This is a genomic window from Pseudomonas sp. Marseille-Q5299 (assembly GCF_943737035.1).
Taxonomy (GTDB): Bacteria; Pseudomonadota; Gammaproteobacteria; order Pseudomonadales; family Pseudomonadaceae; genus Aquipseudomonas; species Aquipseudomonas putida_E.
Genome location: NZ_CALSFR010000008.1, coordinates 197591 through 215245, shown reverse-complemented (window position 1 = coordinate 215245; position 17655 = coordinate 197591). Strand labels below are relative to the sequence as shown.

Here is a 17655-nt window from a genome sequence, read left to right as displayed (position 1 = left end):
GGCCCCAAAATCTATAGTGCTGTGAAGATCTTGGGGCCGCTTCGCGACCCTTTCGCGACACAAGGCCGCTCCTACACGGGGGGCCGGTCCCGCCCCTAGAGAGGCGGTGCGATCAGAAGTCCTTGCACAGGCGCAAGGCGTCGTAGATCGCCGCATGTACGTTGCGCTGGGCCACGCAGTCGCCGATGCGGTACAGCAGGTAGCCTTCGCCCGGCTGGCTGAGGATCGGCTGTGGCTTGATGGCGAACAGCGCCTCCACGTCGATCTGGCCCTTGTTGCGCGAGCCTTCCTTGAGCGCGTAGTACAGCGCTTCGTCAGGGCGCACACCGTTCTCGACCACCACCTGGTCGACCACGCGCTCTTCCTTGGCGCCGGTGTATTCGTTCTCCAGCACCGCCACCAGCTTCTCGCCTTCGCGGTAGACCTTTTCCAGCATCATGTCGCCGGTCATGATCACTTCTTTGGGGTACATGCTGCGGTAATAGGTCGGGAAGCTGGTACCGCCCATGGCAACGCCCGGCTTGATGTCGTCGGTGACGATTTCGACCTGGCTGCCCTTGTCGGCGATGAAGTCGGCTACCGACATGCCGGTGAATTCGCAGATGGTGTCGTACACCAGCACGTTCTTGCCCGGCGCGACCTTGCCGTCGAGCACGTCCCAGCTGCTGACCACCAAGCCTTCGGCAGCGCCCCAGTGCTCGTTCTGTTCCAGGAACGAGTGCCCGCCTACTGCCAGCACGATGACGTCCGGGCGCAGGTCTTCAATGGTCGCCACGTCAGCGGCAGTACCCAGGCGCAGGTCGACCTTCAGGCGTGCCAGCTCCAGCTGGTACCAGCGGGTGATACCGGCAATCTGGTCACGCTGCGGCGCCTTGGCGGCGATGGTGATCTGCCCGCCGATCTGGTCCTTCTTCTCGAACAGGGTCACGTCGTGGCCGCGTTCGGCAGCAACGCGCGCCGCTTCCATGCCGGCAGGGCCAGCACCGACCACCACCACCTTGCGCTTGACGCCGGTGGTCTTCTCGATGATGTGCGGCACGCCCATGTATTCACGGGAGGTCGCGGCGTTCTGGATGCACAGCACATCAATGCCCTGGTACTGGCGGTCGATGCAATAGTTGGCACCAACACACTGCTTGATCTGGTCGATCTGGCCCATCTTGATCTTGGCGATCAGGTGCGGGTCGGCGATGTGCGCACGGGTCATGCCGACCATGTCCACGTAGCCGCCTTCGAGGATACGCGTGGCCTGGTTCGGGTCTTTGATGTTCTGCGCGTGCAGCACCGGGACCTTGACCACTTCCTTGATGCCGGCTGCCAGGTGCAGGAACGGCTCTGGCGGGTAGCTCATGTTGGGAATGACGTTGGCCAGGGTGTTGTGGGTATCGCAACCCGAGCCGACCACGCCGATGAAGTCGATCATGCCGGTAGCATCGTAGTAGGCGGCGATCTGCTTCATGTCCTCGTGGCTGAGGCCATCGGGGTGGAACTCGTCACCACAGATACGCATGCCCACGCAGAAGTCGTCGCCGACTTCGGCGCGCACCGCCTTGAGCACTTCCATGCCGAACTTCATGCGGCCTTCGAAGGTGCCGCCCCACTCGTCAGTACGTTTGTTGACCCGCGGGCTCCAGAACTGGTCGATCATGTGCTGGTGCACAGCCGAAAGCTCGACGCCGTCCAGGCCGCCCTCTTTTGCGCGCCGCGCAGCCTGCGCGTAATTGCCGATCACCCGCCAGATCTCCTCCACCTCGATGGTCTTGCAGGTGGCGCGGTGCACGGGCTCACGGATGCCGGAAGGCGACATCAGGGTCGGCCAGTTGAAACCATCCCAGCGCGAGCGGCGGCCCATGTGAGTAATCTGGATCATGATCTTGGCGCCATGCTTGTGCATGGCGTCGGCCAGGTTCTGGAAGTGCGGGATGATGCGGTCGGTCGACAGGTTGACCGACGACCACCATTCCTGCGGGCTGTCGATGGCCACCACGGACGAGCCGCCGCAGATCGCCAGGCCGATGCCACCCTTGGCCTTCTCTTCGTAGTACTTCACATAGCGGTCGGTGGTCATGCCGCCGTCAGTGGCGTAGACCTCGGCGTGCGCGGTGCTGAGCACGCGGTTGCGGATGGTCAGTTTGCCGATCTGGATCGGCTGGAACATTGCTTCGAATGCCATGACGCTATCTCCGGCTTACAACGGCTTTGTAACGAACAGGCCATCTTCGTGGCCTTCTTCCGACCCGCCATAGACCTGCTCGGCCACGGTGCGGATCGAGCTGCCACGGGCAGCGAGAATCTGGTCCATTGCGCCGGCGAACCAGCCGGTGAACATGTAGTCGACCTTGCGGCCGCACTTGCCATACACGTACACGAACGCCGAGTGCTTGAGCTTGACGCTGCAGGTGCCTTTGTCCAGGTCGATGTCCTGGATCTCGAACAGGCCCCAGCCACGCTGGGACAGGCGCTTCATGTAGTGCTCGAACACCGCCACGCCTTCCAGGCCATGGCACTCGGCTTCCTTCTCGCACCAGTGCCAGGCCGACTTGTAGCCTGCCTTGTAGAGGATCTCGGCATAGGCGTCGGCGCCCAGCACTTCCTCGATGCCCATGTGGTTGTTGACGAAGAAATGACGCGGCACATACAGCATCGGCAAGGCGTCGCTGGTCCAGACACCGGTTTCGCTGTCGACTTCGATTGGCAATTGCGGGGCGATCTTGGCCATGGAAACTCAACTCCATAAAAATTTGTTTTTGGCTGCCCCGACGTTGCTGGCCGGGGCCTTAAGGCTTGGAGAGCGGCTTACTCGCCCCAGACGTCCTTGAGAACGTTTACCCAGTTCTCGCCCATGATCTTGCGCACCACACGCTCGGAATGGCCGCGCTTGAGCAAGGTCTCGGTGAGGTTGGGGAACTCGCCGACGGTGCGGATGCCCAGCGGGTTGATGATCTTGCCGAAATTGGTGAGGCGACGGGCGTAACCCTTGTCGTGGGTCAGGTACTCGAAGAAATCCTGGCCGTGGCCCTGGGTGAAGTCGGTGCCGATGCCGATGGCGTCTTCACCGACGATGTTCATGGTGTACTCGATGGCTTCGGCGTAGTCGTCGATGGTGGAGTCGATGCCCTTGGCCAGGAACGGCGCGAACATGGTCACGCCGACGAAGCCGCCATGGTCGGCGATGAACTTCAGCTCTTCATCCGACTTGTTGCGCGGGTGTTCTTTGAGGCCCGAGGGCAGGCAGTGGGAGTAGCAGACCGGTTTTTTCGACTCCAGGATGACCTCTTCGGAGGTCTTGGAGCCAACGTGGGACAGGTCGCACATGATGCCCACGCGGTTCATCTCGGCGACGATCTCGCGGCCGAAACCGGACAGCCCGCCATCACGCTCGTAGCAGCCTGTACCGACCAGGTTCTGGGTGTTGTAGCACATCTGCACGATGCCCACACCCAGCTGCTTGAACACATCCACGTAGGCAATCTGGTCTTCGAAGGCGTGGGCGTTCTGGAAGCCGAAGAGGATACCGGTCTTGCCCAGTTCCTTGGCCTTGCGGATGTCGGCGGTGGTACGCACTGGCATCACCAGGTCGCTGTTGTCGCGGATCAGCTTCTGGCTGGCAGCGATGTTGTCGACGGTGGCCTTGAAGCCTTCCCAGACCGACACCGTGCAGTTGGCTGCGGTCAGCCCGCCTTTGCGCATGTCCTCGAACAGTTCGCGGTTCCACTTGGCGATGATCAAACCGTCGATAACGATGCTGTCGGCGTGAAGCTCGGCTGGGCTCATCAGGCTGTCCCCTTTTATTGAGTGGGTTCGTGCCGAACATTGTGCCGGCGCTTTGGGGCCAGCATATGCCTGTGCCCAAGGGCGCCCCGATGCAAAAACGACAGGGGGTTTGCCGAAAGCGTCAATGCGCGACATGACCGCGTCTGGCATGCCGTTCGGGGATGCGAGACAGTCTCGATAACGACCCTTTGCCGCCCTTAAATGAACATTTGGTCAGGGACCTATCGCGCGGGCTCTGGCTGAGCGAGAATCCCAGCGATTCGACAGCCTGTTGAGGAGAAAACGGATGAAATCAATGGCATGGCTGGTGCTGCTGGCCGTCGTGAGCGGGGCCCAGGCCGGTGAGGAAGAAAGCACGCCTTGCGACAATGTCGAGAACGACCAGCAGACGTTCGAGTGTGCGGCATTCAACAAGCAGACCGCCGAGCGTGAGCTGAAGTCGACCTACGACGACCTGCTTCAACGCATGCGCGAGCAGTATGACGACGAAGCTGGCCTGCAGTCGCGGATCGAATCCGCCGAAAAGCTCTGGAGCCAACTGCGCGATGCCGACTGCAAAGTCGAAACCCATGCCGAACAGCCAGGCAGCAAGGCCTACCAGACGGCATGGAACAGCTGCGTCGCCCAACGCAGCGATGAGCGATCGGAGTATTTGCGCAGCCTGGGCTCGCAGAACAGTGATGAGCCGGCACCGGAAGATTGATCCAGGCAGTGATTGAAAGATCTTCTCCAGAGGAACAACCTGCTGCTGATAGTCACTGCGCCATTTCTCGATAGTGCGCCAAGGCCACGTGCTTGCAACGTGCGCCTTGGAATCCTCAACTATCAAGGAACACCGAAATGGCTGACATCAAAGTTGAAATGGAAAAAATCCGCAAAGAAGGCCAAGAGCGCGTAGCCGCTACCGGCCAGACGATCTGCGTATTCGCTGAAAATGTGCCTGCGGGCATTGCCGAAGACATCCTGGCAGGTATGCGGTTGATGACCGAACTGGCCAACAAGAAGTTCGACAAGGAAACCCAGCAGCGCGAGTGGTACAACTTCTACAACGATGGCCTGATCAAGTTCGGCTGGACCATGACGGGTGCGGCACATGCCGAAGATGCGATTGATGAAGACAACCTGACCTTGGCAGAGCTGATGACCAAATCCATCACCATCAGCGTGGCTCGCGACCCTCGTCGCATGGCCTGTGCCAAGCGTGTTCTGCAAATCGTCGTGCAGAAGCCGGAAGTCAAGGCCCACCTGGAAAAGCACAGCCATAGCGAATCCGGCAAATCGAGCAACTTCGTAGTGGCCCAATGCGAAATGACGCCACAAGGTTTGCCTGTGATGCACATGACCAGCTTCCAGGCCAGCTACGACTCGAAAATCGAGCGTGAAGGCGCCCTGACCCGCAAAATCGACAAGACGTCGACCCGCGTCTATCGCGCGTCGCAACAGGGTACGTTCAGCGTTCGTCACTTCGATGCTGCGCGTGATCTTGTGAATGAAAAGATCAAAGGCGACATCGCCGCCTTCCTCGCTATCTAAATAGCGAGGCCGGGTATCAGGATTTCCGGGTACCCGGTTCCCATCATGTGCATTCATCAAGGAGCGATGCCGCATGAGCGATGCAAGCCTGGACACCCGAATATTCGAAGAGCGGCTGAACATCAAGCCCGCGCCATGGCTGACACTGGAAACATGGGAAGACTTGCAGCTGTGTCTTCGTTATTCACAGGCCGTGGCCAATGAAAAGTACTCGATGGAGACCCAGCCTGAGCAATGGTTCACGGTCGTTATCGCCACCTTGCAATCGTTGAAGTTCACGTTGTTCGAACATACGCATCAAGCCATTTCATACGAGCCGCACCTGCACGCATTGAGCGATGTGTACAGTGGCTATATACCCCCGCTACGCGAAAAAGGGCCTTGGTTCAAGAGCGTTGAAGAAAACGTCAAAGCCGCAATGCAATCTGCGGGAATGCACACCTTTAACGTAATGAACGCTTCTTCACATCTGAGCATTGAAATGGATCATGAAGGGGACGAAATTCCCGTTGCCATCCTGTTCTATGTCTACTGCAAGACCGACCCTGTCGAACCCACCCAGAAGTTGAACCTGATATTTGACCATCTGGGCGCACGCTTCAACATGGGCGAATTCGCGTCATTGCGCAAAGACCTGCAGGCCAGAAACCGCGAAAAGCTGTTAGCCGTTCTCAAACGCAAACTGGAATGAAGCTATTTTGAACGCGCAGGTTGGCGCTCCTCCCGTGGGCACTTTCCAAACCTCAGCTTGTAGCGCCGCGTGAAATACGATGGCAGTTCAAAGCCGCACGCAAGGCTGACCTCGGTCACCGACATGTCAGTTTGGGTCAACAGCTGACGCGCCTTGTCCAGCCGTAGAGCAAGGTAAAAACTACTGGGTGTTTCATTTAGGTACATACGAAACAAGCGCTCCAGTTGGCGCCGTGTCACTTTGATCGCAGCGGCCAGGTCCAGCGTGCTCAGGGGTGGCTCGGTATGTTTTTCCATTTCGCCAATGGCATGGACCAACTTCTTGTTGCTGATACCGTAACGCGCACCGATCTGCATGCGCTGGTGGTCCTGACGCTGACGAATACGACCCAGCACGAACTGCTCGGACACCTTTACCGCCAGGTCGCTGCCGTGAGACTGGGCAATCAGGTGCAGCATCAAATCGATCGAAGCGGTGCCGCCAGCACAGGTGATGCGGCTGCGGTCAATCTCGAACAGCTCCTGCGTCGCCTGAAGGCCCGGGTAGCGCTCCTTGAACGCCTCGAGCGCTTCCCAGTGCAATGTCGCCCGGTAGCCGTCCAGCAAGCCCGCCTCGGCAAGTACCATCGCCCCCGTATCGATGCCCCCCAGCATGACCGCGTCATGGTGCAGCCGACGCAGCGCATGCAGCAGCTTCGGCGCGACATTGGCCAATGGCTCGAAGCCCGCTACCACGAGCAGGATATTGGCGGGCTCACCCTCCCCCAGCGCGGCATCGGCATTGACCGACATGCCGTTGCTCGCCAGCACCGCCTCGCCGTCCAGGCTGAGCACCTGCCACCGGTACAACGGCCCGCCAAAACGATTGGCCACCCGCAATGGTTCCAGCGCCGAAATGAACCCCATGGCGGAAAAACCCGACACCAACAGAAAGGCAATCGTCTCCATCATCCCCTACTCCACAGAAACTGGTCGCCCAGGTGCTAATTCCTGTCGCCAGCGTGCGCTTGGCCAAGGTGCGGCCAGCGTAGCGTATTCACACGGTCCGCAGAGGCCGCCCTCAATAACAATATGCACTGCCGATGGAGAGCCACCATGCACAGCTTGATCCGCCGCAGCCTGTTGTCCCTTGCCCTGAGCAGCATCGTTGCCACACCGCTTTTCGCCGCCGAACCCGCGGCCTGCAAGAACGTACGCCTTGGCGTGGTCAACTGGACCGACGTCATCGCCACCAGCGCCATGGCGCAAGTGTTGCTCGACGGCCTGGGTTACCAGACCAAACAGACCAGCGCCTCGCAGCAGATCATCTTTGCCGGCATCCGCGACAAGCGCCTGGACATGTTCCTGGGTTACTGGAACCCGATCATGACCCAGACCATCACGCCGTTCATCGATGCCCAGCAGGTCAAGGTGCTCGACGCACCCAGCCTGGAAGATGCCCGGGCCACCTTGGCCGTACCCAAGTACCTGGCCGACAAAGGCCTGAAGAGCTTCGCAGATATCCACAAGTTCGAGAAAGAGCTGGGCGGCAAGATCTACGGCATCGAGCCCGGGTCCGGCGCCAACACCCAGATCAAGGCGATGATCGCCAAGAACCAGTTCGGCCTGGGCAAGTTCCAGCTGGTCGAGTCCAGCGAGGCCGGCATGCTCGCCGCAGTCGACCGCGCTGTGCGCCGCAAGCAGGCCGTGGTGTTCTTCGGCTGGGCGCCGCACCCGATGAACGTGAACATCGACATGGTCTACCTGGGTGACAGCCAGGATGCCCTGGGCCCTGACGAAGGCCGCGCCACGGTGTGGACCGTCACCGCACCGGACTACGCCCAACGCTGCCCCAACGCCCATCGCCTGCTGGCCAACCTGAAATTCAGCGCCGAAGACGAGAGCCGCATGATGCAGCCGCTGCTCGACCACAAGGACGCGCTGGAGTCGGCCCGCCAGTGGCTCAAGGACCACCCCGAGGACAAGGCGCGCTGGCTTGAAGGGGTAACCACCTTCGATGGCAAGCCTGCGGCGGACAACCTCAAGCTCACCGCCAACTGACAGGGCCTCATCGCCTGTAGGAGCGGCCTTGCGTCGCGAAAGGGCCGCAACGCGGCCCCAGGATCTGTGCGCGCTGCACAAACCCAAGGGCCGCTATGCGCCCCCTTCGCGACACAAGGCCGCTCCTACGCCGATTGGGCCACCACAACCCTGACAAGGAACCACCATGAACCACGACGTCATCATCACCTGCGCCCTCACCGGCGCCGGCGACACGGTCGCCAAGAGCCACCTGGTCCCGGTCACCCCCAAGCAGATCGCCGAGTCCGCCGTAGAGGCCGCCAAAGCCGGCGCCACCGTGGTCCACTGCCACGTCCGCGACCCGCAAACCGGCCGTTTCAGCCGCGACGTGAACCTGTACCGCGAGGTCATGGAACGCATCCGCGAAGCCGACGTGGACATCATCGTCAACCTCACCGCCGGCATGGGCGGCGACCTGGAAATCGGCCCGGGCGAGTCGCCCATGGAATTTGGCCCGGGCACCGACCTGATCGGCCCGCTGGAGCGCCTGGCCCACATCGAAGCACTGCTGCCGGAAATCTGCACGCTCGATTGCGGCACCCTCAACTTCGGCGACGGCAACGCCATCTACGTCTCCACACCGGCGCAATTGCGCGCCGGCGCCAAACGCATCACCGAACTGGGCGTAAAAGCCGAACTGGAAATCTTCGACACCGGCCACCTGTGGTTCGCCAAGCAGATGATCAAGGAAGGCCTGCTGCATGACCCGCTGTTCCAGCTGTGCCTGGGCATACCGTGGGGCGCACCGGCCGACACCACCACCATGAAAGCGATGGTCGACAACCTGCCTGCCGACGTCACCTGGGCCGGCTTCGGTATCGGCCGCATGCAGATGCCCATGGCGGCACAGGCGGTGCTGCTGGGCGGCAACGTACGGGTGGGCCTTGAAGACAACCTGTACCTGGACAAAGGCGTGTTGGCCAGCAATGGCCAACTGGTGGAGCGCGCGAGCGAAATCATCACCCGCATGGGTGGGCGCATCCTCACCCCGGCAGAAGGCCGGGAAAAAATGAACCTCAAACGCCGCTGATACCCCGGAGTCCGATATGCCTTTCATCACCGAGATCAAGACCTTCGCCGCCCTGGGTAGTGGCGTGATCGGCAGCGGCTGGGTTGCCCGCGCGCTGGCCCATGGCCTGGATGTGGTCGCCTGGGACCCGGCACCCGGCGCCGAGCAGGCCTTGCGCAAGCGTGTCGCCAACGCCTGGCCGGCGCTTGAAAAACAAGGCCTGGCCCCTGGCGCAGCACAGGAGCGCCTGACCTTCGTCAGCACCATCGAGGCATGTGTGCGTGACGCCGACTTCATCCAGGAAAGCGCACCCGAACGCCTGGACCTCAAGCTCGACCTGCATGCAAAGATCAGCGCCGCGGCCAAGCCGAACGCGATCATCGGCTCCAGTACCTCGGGGCTGTTGCCCAGCGAGTTCTATGAGGCCTCCACTCACCCCGAACGCTGCGTGGTCGGCCACCCGTTCAACCCGGTCTACCTGCTGCCATTGGTGGAAATCGTCGGCGGTAACCGTACTTCGCCTGAGGCGATCGACGCCGCAAAAACCATCTACACCGCGCTCGGCATGCGCCCGCTACACGTGCGCAAGGAAGTGCCGGGCTTCATCGCCGACCGCCTGCTCGAAGCGCTGTGGCGCGAGGCGCTGCACCTGGTCAACGACGGTGTGGCTACTACTGGCGAAATCGATGATGCCATCCGCTTCGGCGCTGGCCTGCGCTGGTCGTTCATGGGCACCTTCCTGACCTACACCCTGGCCGGTGGCGATGCCGGCATGCGCCACTTCATGTCGCAGTTCGGCCCGGCGCTGAAACTGCCCTGGACCTACCTGCCGGCACCGGAGCTTACCGACAAGCTGATCGACGATGTGGTGGACGGCACCGCCGAGCAACTGGGCGAACGCAGCATCGCCGCGCTGGAGCGCTATCGTGATGACACCCTGCTGGCGGTGCTGGAAGCGGTGAAGACCAGCAAGGCCAGCCACGGCATGTCGTTCAGCGACTGAGGAGACCACGATGCCCGCACTGATCACCTACCGCACCCCAGTCCAGGAGGACTGGGTCGACTACAACGGCCACCTGCGCGATGCCTATTACCTGCTGATCTTCAGCTACGCCACCGATGCGCTGATGGAGCGCATCGGCCTGGATGCCGATAGCCGTGGGCAGAGTGGGCATTCGCTGTTCACCCTGGAGGCGCACATCAACTATTTGCATGAAGTGAAGCTTGGCACTGATGTGTGGGTGCAGACGCAGATCATCGGGTTCGACAAGAAGCGCCTGCACGTTTACCACAGCCTGCACCGCGCAGGGTTCGACGAAGCGCTGGCGGCCAGCGAGCAGATGCTGCTGCATGTGGACCTGGCAGGGCCGAAGGCGGCGCCGTTCAGCGAGGGCAGCATGGCATTGCTGCAGGGCCTGGTGGATGAACAGCGTCATCTTCCAGCGCCAGCCTATGTGGGACGTGTGATTGGCCTGCCCAAAAAATAACCCCGCAAAGCCGTGAGCCAGCGGGGCCAAGAGCGAGCAACATCCACTGTGCATGTGTGAGGGTGACCAAACCCTGCGGTACCGTGAATGAGGCCAGTGTGCGATCTTCCCGGCACTGGGAATTAGCCGGGAACGACCTGTTCTTAGCCAAAGCAGTCATGCCGGCATTCTGTGGTTGCGGCCGTGTCGCTGGCGACACAGAATCGGTCGTAAATCACAGCAGCACTCTTTTCGCGATAAAAGGGACAACAGCCATGATGCATGCGGATTTGATTGATCAGGACGACCTCGCCGGCCAACTGCGCGCGCGCGGGTTCGACATCCCTGCCGGGGCCAGTGCCGAGCAGGCCTGCGAGGCGGTGGTGCGTGGGCTGACCGAGCCTAACGCGCGGGCGCTCAAGGGCATGGTCGAGCAAATGTACACGGGCAGTGCGACGATTCTGCCGGCGGTGCGCCAGGCGATCGACAAGCAGTTGCTGCCAGCGCTTGCAAGTTTCAACAAGCGCGCCTGATCGCGTATTTCTGTACTGGCCTCATCGCCGGCAAGCCGGCTCCCACAGATTCACACCAATCTCAGGCTTGGTGGTGAACCTGTGGGAGCCGGCTTGCCGGCGATTGGGCTGCAAAGCAGCCCCGGGACGTCAGAGCCTCACACTGGCAAAGGTCGACTCGTTGCGCGCCTGGCTCAATGCAGCCATCGGCCCGCTGTGCGGGGACAGAGTCATGGCCTGCGGAATCGGCATCATCGCTACCTGTTGTGCAGTATTCGAACCTACTCGTTCATCACGCGGCGGTATGCCGAAGTACTCGCGGTAGCACTTGGAGAAGTGCGGGGTGGACACGAAGCCGCACACCGAGGCCACTTCAATGATCGACATCGGCGTCTGCTTGAGCAGCTGCCGCGCGCGAATCAGGCGCAGCTTGAGGTAATAGCGCGACGGCGAACAATGCAGGTACTTCTGGAACAGGCGCTCAAGCTGGCGACGTGACACGGCCACGTACACGGCCAGTTCGTCGAGGTCGATCGGCTCTTCCAGGTTGGCCTCCATCAGCGCGACGATTTCCTGCAGCTTCGGCTGGTTGGTGCCCAGCATGTGCTTGAGCGGCACGCGCTGGTGGTCCTGTTCGTTGCGAATGCGCTCGTAGACGAACATCTCCGAAATGGCCGCCGACAGTTCGCGACCATGATCGCGGCTGATCAGGTGCAGCATCATGTCCAGCGGCGCGGTGCCGCCAGAGCTGGTGAAGCGGTTGCGGTCGAGGGTGAACAGGCGAGTGCTCATGTTGACCCGCGGGAATGCCTCCTGCATCGACGCCAGGCATTCCCAATGCACGCTGCAGTCGAAACCGTCGAGCAGGCCGGCACAGGCCAGCGCCCAGCTGCCGGTACACACAGCGCCCAAACGGCGCGACTGACGGGCCTGGGCCTGCAGCCAGGTGACATGCTCACGGGTGACCGAACGCTGGATACCGACGCCACCGCAGACGATCACGGTGTCGATGGGAGGGGCGTTGGCGATGGCGGCGTCCGGGGTGATCTGCAAGCCATCGCTGGCCCAGACCTGGCCGCCATCGACGGTCAGCGTATGCCAGCGATACAGCTCACGGCCCGAAAGCTGGTTGGCCATGCGCAGCGGCTCGACGGCCGATGCCAGGGAAATCAGGGTGAAGTTGTCCAGTAGGAGAAACCCGATGGACTGGGGTGCTGTGCGGTTCTGGGTTGGATTCCCGGAGGTGTACGACGTCATCGCGATTTCTCCTCACACAAATACAGGGCGTGCCTCAGGCGGGCACTATTTTTTTTGTCATGGCCCCGGTTCATGTGCGGGGGCTTTACCAATCTCAACGCAAGGGCCGTGCCTGAAATTGAACGGCCATCCAAAAAAACCCAAAAACGACGCCTTTTTTCAGCAATTCCGGCTCGGCGGTCGGGTTGTGTAAAAAACTCAAACCGGCGGGCCAGCGCCTTTGCGTGTCACTTATGAGCAAATTGGTGACACGCTCAAGGCAGGTTGCCCAGAAACGACACTGTTTAGTGTCACCGACAATGGCAACACTGATCGCGACACCCGACGATCGGCTGATGCGAAGACGCCCCAAAACGGGGCGTCTTGACGAGCGTAGCGCACAGTCAGCGCATCAACATTCGATGACGCTGACCGCCAGGCCGCCGCGCGAGGTCTCTTTGTACTTGTCATGCATGTCGGCGCCGGTGTCGCGCATGGTGCGGATCACCTGGTCCAGGGAGATGAAGTGCTCGCCGTCACCGCGCAGGGCCATCTGCACAGCGTTGATGGCTTTTACAGCAGCAATGGCGTTGCGCTCGATGCAGGGCACCTGCACCAGGCCACCGACCGGGTCGCAGGTCAGGCCAAGGTTGTGCTCCAGGGCGATCTCGGCGGCGTTCTCCACCTGCGGCGGGGTCGCCCCCAGCACCTCGGCAAGGCCCGCTGCCGCCATGGCGCACGCTGAACCGACTTCACCCTGGCACCCCACCTCGGCTCCCGAAATCGATGCGTTCTTTTTGCAAAGGATGCCCACTGCGGCGGCGGCCAGAAAGAAGTCGACCACGTTGGACTCGTCGACCTCATCGCTGAAGCGCATGTAGTAGTGCAGCACCGCCGGGATGATGCCGGCCGCGCCATTGGTGGGCGCAGTGACCATGCGCCCGCCCGCGGCGTTCTCTTCGTTGACCGCCAGGGCGAACAGGTTGACCCACTCCATGGCACTCATGGTCGAGCCAATCACGTTGGGCTTGCCGATCTCCTGCAGGCTGCGGTGCAGCCTGGCCGCGCGGCGGCGCACGTTCAGCCCGCCGGGCAGCGTGCCTTCATGCTTGAGGCCGTTGTGCACGCATTCCTGCATGGCTTGCCAGAGCGTGTGCAGGCCGGTGCGGATCTCTTGCTCGCTGCGCCAGACCTTCTCGTTGGCCATCATCAATTGCGACACGCTGAGGTCGTTTTGCTTGCACAGGCGCAGCAGCTCTGCGGCACTGTTGAAATCGTACGGCAGTACCGTCTGGTCGGCATCCAGCACACCACTGGCGGCCTGGGCGGCGTCGACCACGAAACCACCTCCCACCGAGTAGTAGGTATCACGGTGCAACTCCCCCTGCTCGCCTTCGGCGATCAGGGTCATGGCATTGGGGTGGTACGGCAGGTTCTCGTCCAGCAGCAGCATGTCACGGGCCCAGACGAATTCGATGGGCAACCGGTTATCCAGCTTCAGGGTGTTGGTTTCGCGCAGGTCGGCGATGCGTGGGACGATCTGGGCCGGGTCGATGGCGTCCGGCCATTCGCCCATCAGGCCCATGATGGTGGCGTGGTCGGAGCCGTGGCCAATACCGGTGGCCGACAGCGAACCGTACAACCGCACCTGCACCCTTTTCACCTGCTCAAGCTCGCCGCGCTCACGCAGCCCCTGAACAAACAGGGCGCCTGCACGCATGGGGCCGACGGTATGGGAGCTGGAGGGCCCGACTCCGATCTTGAACAGGTCGAACACGCTGATGGCCATTGTCGCTACACCTCTTGCTGGGCTTGTCTCTGCGCGCCATGCGCAGGGCGGGGCAACTGCTAGGCTGAAGCTGCGAGCCGCCACGAATGCACGCATCATCGGGCTTTTACGCCCCCCTTCGCCGTCTGCAACCGACGTACTTTTGTCCAGCAGCGCCGCGCTGTTTGAGCTGTATGTGCGCCGCTTTCGGGCGCTCTGATGACGGAAAAATACGCAGGCAGGGGAGGAAAAAGCCATATGCGACATCGCCAGTACTCAAAGCGACCCGTTCCGTACTGGTTACGACCCCACCAGTAGGCGATTGCCCGGCGCTGGTGGATTATCAAAAGCGACTCGTATTGCACGGCCTCGCATCCTGCCCTCTGCAGGCCTGGTTGACCGGACCCTGAGAAAGCCCGGCAGCCCTCGCGAACCCGAAGATAAAATCACAGGAGTCCATCCATGAAAGGTTCACCCTCGCTGTTGCTGGCCGCGTTGCTGTCCGCCCCCTTGCTGGCCCAGGCCGCAGAGCCCGAGCAGTGTCAGACGGTACGTTTTTCTGATGTCGGCTGGACCGACATCACGGTAACCACCGCGACCACCAGCGTTGTGCTCCAAGCACTGGGCTACAAGACCCACACCACCATGATCTCGGTACCGGTGACCTACAAGTCGCTGGCCACCGGCAAGGACCTGGACGTGTTTCTCGGCAACTGGATGCCGACCATGGAAAACGACATCAAGCAGTACCGTGATGCCGGTACTGTCGAAACCGTGCGCGCCAACCTGGAAAACGCCAAGTACACCTTGGCCGTGCCCCAGTCGCTGTACGACAAGGGCCTCAAGGACTTTGCCGACATTCCCAAGTTCAAGAAGGAACTGGACGGCAAGATCTACGGCATCGAACCGGGCAACGACGGCAACCGCACCATCCAGAGCATGATCGACAAGAACGCCTTCGGCCTGAAGGACGCCGGTTTCAAGATCGTGCAGTCCAGTGAGGCCGGCATGCTGTCCCAGGTCGACAGGTCGCAGAAGCGCGGGGAGGCGATCGTGTTCCTCGGCTGGGAACCTCACCCGATGAACACCCGCTTCAAGATGCAGTACCTGACCGGCGGGGACGACTTTTTCGGCCCTGAATTGGGCAAGGCAACCGTGCTGACCAATACCCGCAAGGGCTATGTGCAGGAGTGCAGCAACGTAGGGCAACTGCTCAAGAACCTGTCGTTCGAGCTCAAGGATGAAAGCACCATGATGGGCTATGTCCTGGACGACAAGATGAAACCCGAGGCAGCTGCCAAGAAGTGGCTCAAGGACAACCCAGGCAAGCTGGACGCCTGGCTCGCCGGGGTGACCACCGTGGACGGCAAACCCGGCCTTGAGGCGGCCAAAGCCAAACTGACGCAATAACGCAAGACGCCAAGGCAACACCGCGGGGCGGGACCGTGCTCGCCCCGGACTGATTTCAATCTTTGCAGGTGGAAGCTCGCTATCATGCTTATCGATCAGAAAATACCCCTGGGTCAGTACATCGCGTCATTCGTCGAATGGCTGACCCAGAATGGCGCCGATTACTTCGACGCCATCGCCCAAGGCCTGGAATTCATGATCCATGGCGTCACCAGCACCCTGACCTGGTTCAACCCGTTCGTCCTCATCGCCCTGTTCGCCGCCCTCGCGCACCTGATCCAGCGTAAATGGGCACTGACGGTGTTCGTCGCCCTCTCCTTTCTGCTGATCCTCAACCTGGGGTACTGGCAGGAGACCATGGAAACCCTGGCACAAGTCACCTTTGCCACCGTGGTCTGTGTGGCCATCGGCGTGCCGCTGGGTATCGTCGCTGCGCATAAACCGATGTTCTACACCGTGATGCGCCCGGTGCTCGACCTGATGCAGACAGTGCCGACCTTCGTTTACCTGATCCCTACCCTGACCCTGTTCGGCCTGGGTGTGGTGCCTGGGCTGATCTCCACGGTGGTGTTCGCCATCGCCGCGCCGATTCGCCTGACCTACCTGGGCATCTGTGACGTCCCGCAGGAGCTGCTGGACGCCGGCAAGGCCTTCGGCTGCTCGCGGCGCCAGTTGCTGACCCGCATCGAACTGCCCCACGCGATGCCCAGCATCGCCGCCGGTGTCACCCAGTGCATCATGCTGTCGCTGTCGATGGTGGTGATCGCCGCCCTGGTGGGTGCCGACGGCCTGGGCAAACCCGTGGTCAACGCACTGAACACCGCCGATATTTCCCTGGGCTTCGAAGCGGGCCTGGCGATCGTACTGCTGGCCATCATGCTCGACCGTATCTGCAAGCAACCGGAAGTCACGGCAAGGGGTGAAGCATGAGCATCATTCGTTTCGAAGACGTCGACGTCATCTTCTCCAACAAGCCGCGCGAGGCCCTGGCACTACTCGACCAGGGCAAGACCCGCGAGCAGATCCTCAAGCAGACCGGCCTTGTGGTCGGCGTCGAAAAGGCCAACCTGGACATCAACAAGGGCGAGATCTGTGTGCTGATGGGCTTGTCCGGTTCGGGCAAGTCGAGCCTGCTGCGCTGCATCAACGGCCTGAACACCGTCAGCCGCGGCAAGCTGTTCGTCGAGCACGAAGGCCAGCACATCGACATTGCCCACTGCACCCCGGCGGAGCTCAAGATGATGCGCACCAAGCGCATCGCCATGGTGTTCCAGAAGTTCGCCCTGATGCCCTGGCTGACGGTGCGCGAGAACATCAGCTTTGGCCTGGAAATGCAGGGCCGCCCTGAAAAGGAACGGCGCAAGCTGGTCGACGAGAAGCTCGAGCTGGTGGGGTTGACCCAGTGGCGCAACAAGAAGCCGGACGAACTCTCCGGCGGCATGCAGCAGCGCGTGGGCCTGGCTAGGGCGCTGGCCATGGACGCCGACATCCTGCTGATGGACGAACCGTTCTCGGCCCTCGACCCGCTGATCCGCCAGGGCTTGCAGGACGAGTTGCTGGAGCTGCAGCGCAAGCTCAACAAGACCATCGTGTTCGTCAGCCACGACCTGGACGAAGCGCTCAAGCTGGGCAGCCGCATCGCCATCATGAAGGACGGGCGGATCATCCAGTACAGCAAGCCCGAGGAGATCGTGCTCAACCCGGCGGACGAGTATGTGCGCACCTTCGTGGCCCACACCAACCCGCTGAACGTACTGTGCGGCCGCAGCCTGATGCGCACCCTGGACAACTGCAAGCGGATCAACGGTTCGGTGTGCCTGGACCCAGGCATCGACTCGTGGCTGGACCTGGGCGAAGGCGGCTCGCTCAAGCGTGCACGCCAGGGGCAGAACGGGCTGGACCTGCAGAACTGGGCGCCAGGGGAGGATGTCGAGTTGCTGGAACGCCGGCCTACGCTGGTCAACGCCGATATCGGCATGCGCGAGGCGCTGCAGATCCGTTACCAGACCGGCAACAAGCTGGTGCTGCAGGATAACGACAAGGTGGTGGGGATACTTGGGGATACCGAGCTTTACCACGCGCTGCTTGGGAAGAACCACGGGTGATGCAACTGGGGCCGCTGTGCGGCCCTTTCGCGACACAAGGCCGCTCCTACAAAAGGCGTATCTGTAGGCGCGGCCTTGTGTCGCGAAAGGA

At 61.5% G+C, this 17655-nt stretch carries 17 protein-coding genes; 11 read left to right on the top strand and 6 right to left on the bottom strand.

What is annotated here, in order from left to right; translation table 11 throughout:
* Positions 1 to 112 precede the first annotated feature (112 nt).
* The 3 genes from dgcA to NGJ21_RS21825 all read right to left on the bottom strand — a co-directional run bounded on the left by dgcA (position 113) and on the right by NGJ21_RS21825 (position 3774).
* Positions 113 to 2173 (bottom strand): dimethylglycine demethylation protein DgcA, encoded by a 2061-nt coding sequence (gene dgcA / locus NGJ21_RS21835; RefSeq protein ID WP_251962668.1) that lies wholly within the window; start codon positions 2171 to 2173, stop codon positions 113 to 115.
* Between the two features lie 15 nt (positions 2174 to 2188).
* Positions 2189 to 2719: a DUF5943 domain-containing protein gene (locus NGJ21_RS21830; protein WP_012316656.1), complete on the bottom strand. Its 531-nt coding sequence runs from the start codon at positions 2717 to 2719 to the stop codon at positions 2189 to 2191.
* 77 nt (positions 2720 to 2796) lie between these two features.
* Positions 2797 to 3774: a dipeptidase gene (locus NGJ21_RS21825; protein WP_003257506.1), complete on the bottom strand. Its 978-nt coding sequence runs from the start codon at positions 3772 to 3774 to the stop codon at positions 2797 to 2799.
* A 286-nt stretch (positions 3775 to 4060) separates the two neighbouring features.
* Between NGJ21_RS21825 and NGJ21_RS21820 the strand changes: the two genes are divergently transcribed.
* From NGJ21_RS21820 to NGJ21_RS21810, 3 genes are all read left to right on the top strand, one after another.
* Positions 4061 to 4477, top strand: coding sequence for a lysozyme inhibitor LprI family protein (locus tag NGJ21_RS21820; protein ID WP_115273090.1), 417 nt, complete (start codon positions 4061 to 4063; stop codon positions 4475 to 4477).
* Positions 4478 to 4614: 137 nt separating this feature from the next.
* The gene (locus NGJ21_RS21815) at positions 4615 to 5307 is read left to right on the top strand and encodes a hypothetical protein (protein WP_115273091.1); all 693 of its coding nucleotides are present in this window, start codon (positions 4615 to 4617) and stop codon (positions 5305 to 5307) included.
* A 73-nt stretch (positions 5308 to 5380) separates the two neighbouring features.
* Positions 5381 to 5998 (top strand): hypothetical protein, encoded by a 618-nt coding sequence (locus NGJ21_RS21810; protein WP_125925149.1) that lies wholly within the window; start codon positions 5381 to 5383, stop codon positions 5996 to 5998.
* A 2-nt stretch (positions 5999 to 6000) separates the two neighbouring features.
* Here NGJ21_RS21810 and NGJ21_RS21805 read toward each other — a convergent pair whose 3' ends face one another.
* The gene (locus NGJ21_RS21805) at positions 6001 to 6948 is read right to left on the bottom strand and encodes a GlxA family transcriptional regulator (RefSeq protein ID WP_115273093.1); all 948 of its coding nucleotides are present in this window, start codon (positions 6946 to 6948) and stop codon (positions 6001 to 6003) included.
* 144 nt (positions 6949 to 7092) lie between these two features.
* Between NGJ21_RS21805 and choX (NGJ21_RS21800) the strand changes: the two genes are divergently transcribed.
* The 5 genes from choX (NGJ21_RS21800) (at position 7093) to NGJ21_RS21780 (ending at position 11066) form a co-directional block, all read left to right on the top strand.
* Complete coding sequence (choX, locus tag NGJ21_RS21800) at positions 7093 to 8037, top strand: choline ABC transporter substrate-binding protein (protein ID WP_046787502.1); 945 nt, start codon at positions 7093 to 7095, stop codon at positions 8035 to 8037.
* A 166-nt stretch (positions 8038 to 8203) separates the two neighbouring features.
* Positions 8204 to 9088 (top strand): 3-dehydrocarnitine:acetyl-CoA trimethylamine transferase CdhC, encoded by an 885-nt coding sequence (cdhC, locus tag NGJ21_RS21795; protein ID WP_046787501.1) that lies wholly within the window; start codon positions 8204 to 8206, stop codon positions 9086 to 9088.
* A 16-nt stretch (positions 9089 to 9104) separates the two neighbouring features.
* A complete protein-coding gene (locus NGJ21_RS21790; RefSeq protein WP_115273094.1) occupies positions 9105 to 10070 on the top strand; it encodes an L-carnitine dehydrogenase in 966 nt (321 codons plus the stop codon).
* A gap of 10 nt (positions 10071 to 10080) precedes the next feature.
* Complete coding sequence (locus NGJ21_RS21785; protein ID WP_115273095.1) at positions 10081 to 10554, top strand: thioesterase family protein; 474 nt, start codon at positions 10081 to 10083, stop codon at positions 10552 to 10554.
* A 254-nt stretch (positions 10555 to 10808) separates the two neighbouring features.
* On the top strand, positions 10809 to 11066 hold the full coding sequence (locus tag NGJ21_RS21780; protein WP_039604371.1) for a hypothetical protein: 258 nt from the start codon (positions 10809 to 10811) through the stop codon (positions 11064 to 11066).
* A gap of 129 nt (positions 11067 to 11195) precedes the next feature.
* On the opposite strand, the gene gbdR is transcribed toward NGJ21_RS21780, so the two are convergent.
* Both gbdR and NGJ21_RS21770 read right to left on the bottom strand, forming a co-directional pair.
* The gene (gbdR, locus tag NGJ21_RS21775) at positions 11196 to 12302 is read right to left on the bottom strand and encodes a choline metabolism transcriptional regulator GbdR (protein WP_115273096.1); all 1107 of its coding nucleotides are present in this window, start codon (positions 12300 to 12302) and stop codon (positions 11196 to 11198) included.
* 391 nt (positions 12303 to 12693) lie between these two features.
* Positions 12694 to 14070, bottom strand: coding sequence for an L-serine ammonia-lyase (locus NGJ21_RS21770; RefSeq protein ID WP_115273097.1), 1377 nt, complete (start codon positions 14068 to 14070; stop codon positions 12694 to 12696).
* Between the two features lie 441 nt (positions 14071 to 14511).
* On the opposite strand from NGJ21_RS21770, the gene choX (NGJ21_RS21765) reads away from it, so the two are divergent.
* From choX (NGJ21_RS21765) to choV, 3 genes are all read left to right on the top strand, one after another.
* Positions 14512 to 15459: a choline ABC transporter substrate-binding protein gene (gene choX / locus NGJ21_RS21765; protein ID WP_251962667.1), complete on the top strand. Its 948-nt coding sequence runs from the start codon at positions 14512 to 14514 to the stop codon at positions 15457 to 15459.
* A gap of 81 nt (positions 15460 to 15540) precedes the next feature.
* Entirely contained in the window at positions 15541 to 16389 is an 849-nt protein-coding gene (gene choW, locus NGJ21_RS21760; RefSeq protein WP_177010808.1) for a choline ABC transporter permease subunit, read from the top strand.
* The gene (gene choV, locus NGJ21_RS21755) at positions 16386 to 17564 is read left to right on the top strand and encodes a choline ABC transporter ATP-binding protein (protein ID WP_046788302.1); all 1179 of its coding nucleotides are present in this window, start codon (positions 16386 to 16388) and stop codon (positions 17562 to 17564) included. The genes choW and choV overlap by 4 nt, the downstream gene beginning before the upstream one ends.
* Positions 17565 to 17655 lie beyond the last annotated feature (91 nt).

Excerpts from the sequence above, each read along its gene's own strand:
- choX (WP_251962667.1), top strand. The coding sequence starts at position 14,512 with ATGAAAGGTTCACCCTCGCTGTTGCTGGCCGCGTTGCTGTCCGCCCCC.
- NGJ21_RS21830 (WP_012316656.1), bottom strand. The coding sequence starts at position 2,719 with ATGGCCAAGATCGCCCCGCAATTGCCAATCGAAGTCGACAGCGAAACC.
- dgcA (WP_251962668.1), bottom strand. The coding sequence starts at position 2,173 with ATGGCATTCGAAGCAATGTTCCAGCCGATCCAGATCGGCAAACTGACC.
- choX (WP_046787502.1), top strand. The coding sequence starts at position 7,093 with ATGCACAGCTTGATCCGCCGCAGCCTGTTGTCCCTTGCCCTGAGCAGC.
- NGJ21_RS21790 (WP_115273094.1), top strand. The coding sequence starts at position 9,105 with ATGCCTTTCATCACCGAGATCAAGACCTTCGCCGCCCTGGGTAGTGGC.
- NGJ21_RS21805 (WP_115273093.1), bottom strand. The coding sequence starts at position 6,948 with ATGATGGAGACGATTGCCTTTCTGTTGGTGTCGGGTTTTTCCGCCATG.
- NGJ21_RS21810 (WP_125925149.1), top strand. The coding sequence starts at position 5,381 with ATGAGCGATGCAAGCCTGGACACCCGAATATTCGAAGAGCGGCTGAAC.
- NGJ21_RS21780 (WP_039604371.1), top strand. The coding sequence starts at position 10,809 with ATGATGCATGCGGATTTGATTGATCAGGACGACCTCGCCGGCCAACTG.
- gbdR (WP_115273096.1), bottom strand. The coding sequence starts at position 12,302 with ATGACGTCGTACACCTCCGGGAATCCAACCCAGAACCGCACAGCACCC.
- choV (WP_046788302.1), top strand. The coding sequence starts at position 16,386 with ATGAGCATCATTCGTTTCGAAGACGTCGACGTCATCTTCTCCAACAAG.
- NGJ21_RS21770 (WP_115273097.1), bottom strand. The coding sequence starts at position 14,070 with ATGGCCATCAGCGTGTTCGACCTGTTCAAGATCGGAGTCGGGCCCTCC.
- cdhC (WP_046787501.1), top strand. The coding sequence starts at position 8,204 with ATGAACCACGACGTCATCATCACCTGCGCCCTCACCGGCGCCGGCGAC.
- NGJ21_RS21785 (WP_115273095.1), top strand. The coding sequence starts at position 10,081 with ATGCCCGCACTGATCACCTACCGCACCCCAGTCCAGGAGGACTGGGTC.
- NGJ21_RS21820 (WP_115273090.1), top strand. The coding sequence starts at position 4,061 with ATGAAATCAATGGCATGGCTGGTGCTGCTGGCCGTCGTGAGCGGGGCC.
- NGJ21_RS21815 (WP_115273091.1), top strand. The coding sequence starts at position 4,615 with ATGGCTGACATCAAAGTTGAAATGGAAAAAATCCGCAAAGAAGGCCAA.
- NGJ21_RS21825 (WP_003257506.1), bottom strand. The coding sequence starts at position 3,774 with ATGAGCCCAGCCGAGCTTCACGCCGACAGCATCGTTATCGACGGTTTG.